Genomic DNA, 6,718 nt, shown 5'->3' with positions numbered 1-6,718 from the left:
CCTTATTTTTTTACCTTACCATTCTCTCAAACCTTTGTCCTGTTTAGACTAGAGGTGCCTTGTCACCCGCTAAGCCAGTAGGCGGGTATTCCGAGGGGGGCGATGAGGGAGACTAGGCGCTGGTAGGATTCTGGTGTTTCGTCTTGGGACAAGTCGCCTGTGAGTAGGAGTAAGTCGGGCGGCGGCTGTATCTGTTGCAGGCGATCAAGAACTGCTTGCAGGGTGCGGGCGGTTGAGAGGCCTTGCCATTCTCGATCGATCTCTGCAAACAAGTGAGTGTCGGTGATTTGGGCGACGAGTAGGGGAGAAACTGGTGTCATGGCTGGTGTTGCGGGTCGTTGCTATAGTTCTAGATTACCTTCCCACAAGGGTTTTGGGGATATGGGAAAAAAGGGCGATTCCCTACCCTTGGGGAACGCGCGCGCGATCGGGATAGCTGCGCTTCACGAAATTTTTGACAGGTATGTTAAAATTTTCGAGATTTGGTGTACTATAAGAAAACGTCAAATTTCAGACGTGACGGCGGCATAGCCAAGTGGTAAGGCAGAGGTCTGCAAAACCTCCACCCCCAGTTCAAATCTGGGTGCCGCCTTTTTTAATTTCTACCGTAACAAGTTGTTTGTCAGTTATGACAGAGTTTTGTCCCGGCTACCAGCTTGGTTTTTTTGTGCGATCGTAACAATCTCTTTCGCCAGTAATCTGTCAATATATTGACCTAACTCGGATTCTCCGAATAGATTGAAAGCAAATACTCTGTGGGTCTTTTGAGGTTCATGGGATGAGGAGTGTTTTAGTGGCCGTTCTCGATTAAGAAATTTGTAATTCTCGCTGAGTAGCTGGCGGATGCTACGCTCGGTAAGAACTTTGTGTGCGAGCATCGCATCTGCTACGGCTAAAGTTGCAGGTTTCTCCAAACCTAGACTAACAACAAAAATGTTAGCTTAACCCGGATATAAAGGTTTACGGCGACGGAAAAAGGATTTTTGATTCGAGGTAGGGCGGAGTCTTTATTAGTATCGGTCTGATTTAGCGGCGTTGGCGGTATACGATGAAATAACATGAAGTAACCTAACCAAGTAAGTAAAATTTTGATGCTAAACTAATAAGTTCAGAGTCTTGGCATAATCTTATGAAAGAATTAAGTTTTGGTGAACTTTGGGAAAAACTATCAAGCCATGACGAATCAGTTTTGATAGAAGCCAAACGCGCATCTGACATTGGCAAAAGTATGATGGAAACCGTTTCAGCTTTTGCCAATGAACCGGGGCGTGGAGGTGGCTATCTCATACTCGGAGTAGAAAGATCGGATGATGAATCGGCTAATGAGTACCAAATAACCGGAGTTCCTGACCCCGACCAAAGTCAATCTAATCTTGCTAATCAATGCCGGGAGATGTTTAATGTGGCAATTCGTCCTCAGATTGAGGTTATTAGTCACAATGGCAAGAATGTAATCTTAGCTTTCATTCCAGAAGCTCAACCCCATGAAAAGCCTGTTTATATAAAGAGCAAAGGCCTTCCCAAAGGTGCTTTTCGCCGCATAGGGCCAACAGACCAACATTGTACGGATGAGGATATTGCTCTTTTGTACCAGTTACGTCAGCACCGCACTTTCGATGAAACCCCTGTACCTGAGTCTAGTTTAGATGATTTTGACCCGCAGGCGATCGCAGAGTATAGACGTATCAGAAGTAATGTCAATCCCAGCGCTGCAGAACTCAATTACACTGAGTCTGATTTACTCTATTCTGTAGCCGCTACAACTAAGCATCAAGGACAAATTTGCGCGACAATTGGCGGACTTCTTTTATTTGGAAAGGCAACATCTTTACGGCGTTACTTCCCTATGAGCCGTATAGACTACATCATAGTAGAAGGACGTGAGTGGGTTCCCGATCCAAATAATCGTTATCAAACTGTTGAAATTATTGACCCGTTATTACTATCAATACCTAGGCTAATCAGCCTTGTGTTAAACGATATTCCAAAAGCCTTTACCCTGGGAGATAACAACATTTACCGCCAAGAAGTACCTTTGATTCCGCGAACAGTTATTAGGGAAGCGATAGTCAATTCTCTCATGCACCGTAATTATCGTACACGCCAACCAGTACAAGTAATTAGGTTTTCCAATCGCCTTGAAATTCGTAATCCAGGTTATTCCCTAAAGCCTTTCGATTGTCTGGGCGAACCAGGTTCCATTACCCGCAACGAAAAAATAGCTGCTGTTTTGCATGACGTAGGTATTGCAGAGACAAAGGGTACAGGCATCCGCGTTATGATTGATGAAATGCACAGGGCAAATCTAACGATTCCTTTATTTGAATCAATTTCAGAGAAAGATAGTTTCACTGTTAAACTCTTAGTTCATCATCTGTTAAGCCCTGAAGATGTGGAATGGTTAGCACAATTTAAGGATTATTATCTTAATGATGATGAAGCAAGAGCGCTAATTATAGTTAGGGAAATTGGCGGAATAAGTAACTTTATATACCGCTCTATCAATTGCGTAGACACGCTAACAGCTAGCGGACGCTTAAGACATCTGCGGGATAGGGGCTTACTGGTACAGAACGGAAAAGGCTCCGCAACTTACTATACCCTCAGCCCAAATATTTTAGGGGAAGACTTACCTAGCGGACTAGCTGCACAAGATAGTCCTTATCTAGCGAGTAGCCCTGTAGATAACAGCTTATCTAGCGGGTTAGTGGCCCAAGACAACCCTAATCTAGCGGGTAGCCCTATAGATAAGGATTCTGAGCCAAATTACTTAGATCAGATGCCAGACAATTTGAGGAACGCTGTTAAGGGACTAGGAGAACGAACCAAGGACCCGCAAAAAGTAGACTCCGTAATTCTGATGCTTTGCCAATGGCGCGAGTTATCCTCTTCAGACCTTGCTGCTATTCTTGACCGCAGTCAAGTTTACCTGCGAAGGAACTATCTCAACCGTCTGATCGGTAGCGGTCAGCTTGAGTATGTTCGTCCTGAAAGCCCTAGCGATCCGCATCAAGCGTACCGAACCAGTAAGAAATAGCGAATCTACATAATCATTCCAAAGTATGAAGAATCAGGCAAATATATACAAATAAAGGTCGAACGCTCGGCGCTCCAATTTAACGAATATGACAATTTAATGGCTAATCACTAATCGCCCCAAGGCAATTAGCAATTAGCAATCTTACCCAAATCCTCACATTTTGCTGATAATTCTTTGCAGGATTTCCACGCCTGATACCGCTTGCCAGCCAAATAGCCCCAACAGCACAATATTCAGAAAGATGTGAGTATTTCTGGCCAAATCATTGCCTTTTTGCATCAAAGGAGTCAGCGAGGCTGCGATCGCAATTATTGCCATCATTCCCAACCCTGCTAGCAAGTGCGGGCCGACAAATAGTTTGCCGTTGTTGATGTAGGTGACGGCCATTCCGCCCACTGCACCCGTTACCATCAACGCTAGTAGCAAAGAACCCATCTGGTGGTGCTTGATGTTGAATTTGCCCTTAATTAACTCTTTTTTGACTTCGCCTTCTGCGCTTCTGGTACGTCGGATTTGAATGCCGAGATACAAAGCATACAATGAGATGGCCAGCAGTACCCACATTAAAATTGGGTGGATGAATTGGCTCCAAACTTTCACTGACTGAGGAATTTCGAGATTCATAGTGTTCTGAGGATTAGCAAACATACTTCATAAAACTTAGCATACCAGTCAGTCCGTCTCATGTGATGGTAAAAACATACGGGATGAGAGGCTATTATGACTGCCACTAAACAAGACACTGTATTAATCCAAGCCGCCAAGACTGGCAACATTATTCACGTCCAAGCTTTACTAGCTAAGGGTGTTAACGCTAACGCCAAAGACTCTGAGGGGACGACGGCTTTGATGTTTGCTGCCCAAAAGGGCTATACAGAAATCGTGCGGATTCTACTAAACAATGACGCTAATGTCAACCATGTGAGCAGGCGTTTTGGGCTGACTGCTTTGATGCTGGCGGCGGCTCACAAACAGGCTGACTCTGTGCGGCTGTTGCTGGCTGCTGGCGCTGATGTTAATGCTAAAAATGATGATGGTAGTACAGCTTTGATGGCGGCTTCTCTCAAAGGAGATATCAATGTTGTGCGGATGTTACTTGATGGTAATGCTGATGTAAATGTCCGAGATAAAGATGGGGATTCGGCTTTGAAAATAGCTGCTTTATCGGGTCACGAAGCGGTTGTCAAAGCTTTGGCAGATGCAGGTGCTGTTGCTGACAATTCTATGCTGTTTTTAGCTGTCCGTCAAGGTAGCGCTGAAATTGTGCGAATTTTGCTCAATTGTGGGGCCGATGCTAATGTTAAAAATATAGAAAGCAAAACTGCTTTGATGCAAGCTGCGACGGTGGGAAATTTGGCTGTTGTCGAGGCGCTGTTGGCTGCTGGTGCTGATGTTGAAACTCGCGACAAAGACGGCGAAACTGCTTTAACTTTGGCTGCGGATTCGGGCAATACTGATGCGGTGCGAGCTTTGCTTGGTGCGGGTGCTAATGCGAATGTGAAAAATGGAGATGGGGGCACGGCTTTGATGGCCGCGGCTGCTGGAGGAAATGCGCCGATCGCACATATTCTACTCGATGCTGGCGCGGATATCAACGCTAAGGATAAAGATGATGAAACTGCTTTGAATTTTGCCGTGGTTGAAGGCTGCGAAGATGTGGTGGAATTGCTGTTAAACCGAGGTGCTAGTGTCGGTTCTAGAAATCGGTTGGGCGATACGCCTTTACTCGTGGCGGCTGTTCACGGCCATAGTGCGATCGTATCGGCTTTGCTGCAAAAAGTAAACTCAAATCCCGCTGATTATCTGAATGCTAAAAACTTTGGGGAGACGGCTTTGACGCTGGCTGCGTTTCATGGACATACCGAGACGGTGAAGGCTTTGCTTGACGGCGGTGCTGATCCCAATGTCCCGGCGGATTTGGGGAAAACGGCTTTAATGAAGGCGTGCGATCGAGGTTATGTGGCGATCGTCCAATTATTAGTGGAAAAAGGTGCCGATGTCAACTTGCTGGATGATTCGGGCGCAACTGCTTTAATGTGGGCCGCACATCGGGGTTATGCTGATGCCGTAAAAATTTTAATTACTGCTGGTGCAGAACTAAACCACAAAAATCCGGGAAATTATACAGCTTTAATGCTGGCTGAGTTTAAGGGTTATTCCACTGTGGTAAAATTGCTCAAAAGTGCTGGCGCACTGGAGTAAATATGGGAGCATTCCAATTAGTTTTATAGGAGTGCGAGCCGGAGAGTTAGCTAAAAATAAACCTCTTGCATAAATCTTTGATAGAGCCGATCAACCGCAGATGAAAGGCAGATTAACGCAGATGCTTTTCAAGAGACTTTGCGAATGAGTGCAAGAGGTCTTATATATCAGGAAGCGAGGGAGATATTAAGCTCGCACTCATAAGAAACGCTTTTTACCAAATAGGGATGCTCCCGTATCGCTCGCACTGTTTGTAGCAAATCTTGTCTCAATTTGCTTTGCGTACCCAGCCGTTAATAGTAAAGCGGCTATCAGCAAAAGCTTTCGAGGGACAGCTAACTCGCAAAACTTCGTGCATATAGCGACTCAGAAAAAATACAATGCTGTTATTACGAGGCTCAACGGTTCTGAATGTCTCGTCCGCCACATAAAAATTGTTCTCGATTTTGCTGTCATAAATCTGCAATTCCCCACCTGAAAAAGCTTTTGGTTCTCGATTGAAATAGTAAACATAAGTAAAAAATCGGCTGGCCGTATCTGGCGAGCCGCTGTCGTTGTGAAGTTTGTAAAAGTTGTTGTCGTTGTGCATGGTTAACTGAGCTTCTATTTCACCAAGCGGAAATGAGGGAATATTTAATTGGCGCAGCACGTCGGGGAGAATTGCTTTGATGCGATTAACCATCAGTTCCGAAAATTCGGGGAACGAGTGGAGTACCATCGAACGGCGGTAATCTTCGGCATTGGTTGAGGTGCTGGTACTCACAAATTCTGATTCTTTTGCTAAGACATATTTAATGAGTTTGTTCTTTTCTGCGGGTGTCAAAAAGTTGTCTATTTGGGCGTAGCGAGATATTAAATCGTCATTTACAGGTGGCGCAGGGGCAGGAATTTCTGTGGCGGGAATTTCTACGGGAGTTGCAGGTTGTTGCGGTTGCAGTTCCTGTAAGTAAATTGGGGGTTCTGTGACTAATCCGACTAGGTTTTCGCCGGGAAAAGAAAGGGCGGAACGACCTCCGTCTATAGGGATTTGAAATAAGGTGGAAAAACCGGGTGTTTGTTGGGTGCGATCGACTAATGTTTTGACAAGGCTGTGCAATAATGGTGTATCAGATTTGAGCGTGACGGTGCACTGATGTCCGCCGGTGAGCAGGATTTTAACTTTTACGTCTTGGGGTTTAATTTGCGGTTGAGTGTAAGTCATAATTTTTGAAGGACGCAAGTAGGAACTTGGTAAGGACATAACAGTGTTGATTCGTGTCAAAAAGCACGTTAAACCGACAGTCCGCCAGGGTTAAAACCCCTGTCTAATAGCTCAAGTCCTCTAAAGAGGACTGATAATTTCTTTAGTCCTCTTCAGAGGACTTCAGCTTTGAGGCAGGGACTTAAGTCCCTGGCGGACTGCTTAGCGGGTGACAAGGCACCTCTAGTCTAAACAGGACAAAGGTTTGAGAGAATGGTAAGGTAAAAAAATAAGGA

6 protein-coding genes and 1 tRNA gene are annotated in these 6,718 nt (G+C 45.2%); 3 read left to right on the top strand and 4 right to left on the bottom strand.

Translation table 11 applies throughout. The annotated features are described in order from the left end of the window. Positions 1-62: 62 nt before the first annotated feature. Complete coding sequence (locus tag QUA40_RS26955; RefSeq protein ID WP_333131565.1) at positions 63-320, bottom strand: metallophosphoesterase; 258 nt, start codon at positions 318-320, stop codon at positions 63-65. A 201-nt stretch (positions 321-521) separates the two neighbouring features. On the opposite strand from QUA40_RS26955, the gene QUA40_RS26950 reads away from it, so the two are divergent. Continuing rightward, positions 522-592: transfer RNA gene (locus QUA40_RS26950), tRNA-Cys, on the top strand. 34 nt (positions 593-626) lie between these two features. Here QUA40_RS26950 and QUA40_RS26945 read toward each other — a convergent pair. Continuing rightward, the gene (locus QUA40_RS26945) at positions 627-914 is read right to left on the bottom strand and encodes a hypothetical protein (RefSeq protein WP_333131563.1); all 288 of its coding nucleotides are present in this window, start codon (positions 912-914) and stop codon (positions 627-629) included. A 215-nt stretch (positions 915-1,129) separates the two neighbouring features. Here QUA40_RS26945 and QUA40_RS26940 point away from each other — a divergent pair, with 215 nt between their 5' ends. Next, entirely contained in the window at positions 1,130-3,037 is a 1,908-nt protein-coding gene (locus QUA40_RS26940) for an ATP-binding protein (RefSeq protein ID WP_333131561.1), read from the top strand. 156 nt (positions 3,038-3,193) lie between these two features. On the opposite strand, the gene QUA40_RS26935 is transcribed toward QUA40_RS26940, so the two are convergent. Then, positions 3,194-3,664, bottom strand: a complete 471-nt coding sequence (locus QUA40_RS26935) for a DUF4079 domain-containing protein (protein ID WP_333131559.1) — start codon at positions 3,662-3,664, stop codon at positions 3,194-3,196. Between the two features lie 96 nt (positions 3,665-3,760). Between QUA40_RS26935 and QUA40_RS26930 the strand changes: the two genes are divergently transcribed. Then, a complete protein-coding gene (locus tag QUA40_RS26930) occupies positions 3,761-5,242 on the top strand; it encodes an ankyrin repeat domain-containing protein (RefSeq protein WP_333131557.1) in 1,482 nt (493 codons plus the stop codon). Between the two features lie 268 nt (positions 5,243-5,510). Here QUA40_RS26930 and QUA40_RS26925 read toward each other — a convergent pair whose 3' ends face one another. Next, the gene (locus tag QUA40_RS26925; RefSeq protein ID WP_333131555.1) at positions 5,511-6,443 is read right to left on the bottom strand and encodes a 2OG-Fe(II) oxygenase; all 933 of its coding nucleotides are present in this window, start codon (positions 6,441-6,443) and stop codon (positions 5,511-5,513) included. Between the last annotated feature and the right edge of the window lie 275 nt (positions 6,444-6,718).

Source organism: Microcoleus sp. Pol11C3 (assembly GCF_036701485.1).
Lineage (GTDB): Bacteria > Cyanobacteriota > Cyanobacteriia > Cyanobacteriales > Microcoleaceae > Microcoleus.
The sequence above is the reverse complement of the archived record's forward strand: the minus strand, read 5'-3'. Positions and strand labels throughout refer to the sequence as shown.

Excerpts from the sequence above, each read along its gene's own strand:
- QUA40_RS26940 (WP_333131561.1), top strand. The coding sequence starts at position 1,130 with ATGAAAGAATTAAGTTTTGGTGAACTTTGGGAAAAACTATCAAGCCAT.
- QUA40_RS26930 (WP_333131557.1), top strand. The coding sequence starts at position 3,761 with ATGACTGCCACTAAACAAGACACTGTATTAATCCAAGCCGCCAAGACT.
- QUA40_RS26935 (WP_333131559.1), bottom strand. The coding sequence starts at position 3,664 with ATGAATCTCGAAATTCCTCAGTCAGTGAAAGTTTGGAGCCAATTCATC.
- QUA40_RS26925 (WP_333131555.1), bottom strand. The coding sequence starts at position 6,443 with ATGACTTACACTCAACCGCAAATTAAACCCCAAGACGTAAAAGTTAAA.
- QUA40_RS26955 (WP_333131565.1), bottom strand. The coding sequence starts at position 320 with ATGACACCAGTTTCTCCCCTACTCGTCGCCCAAATCACCGACACTCAC.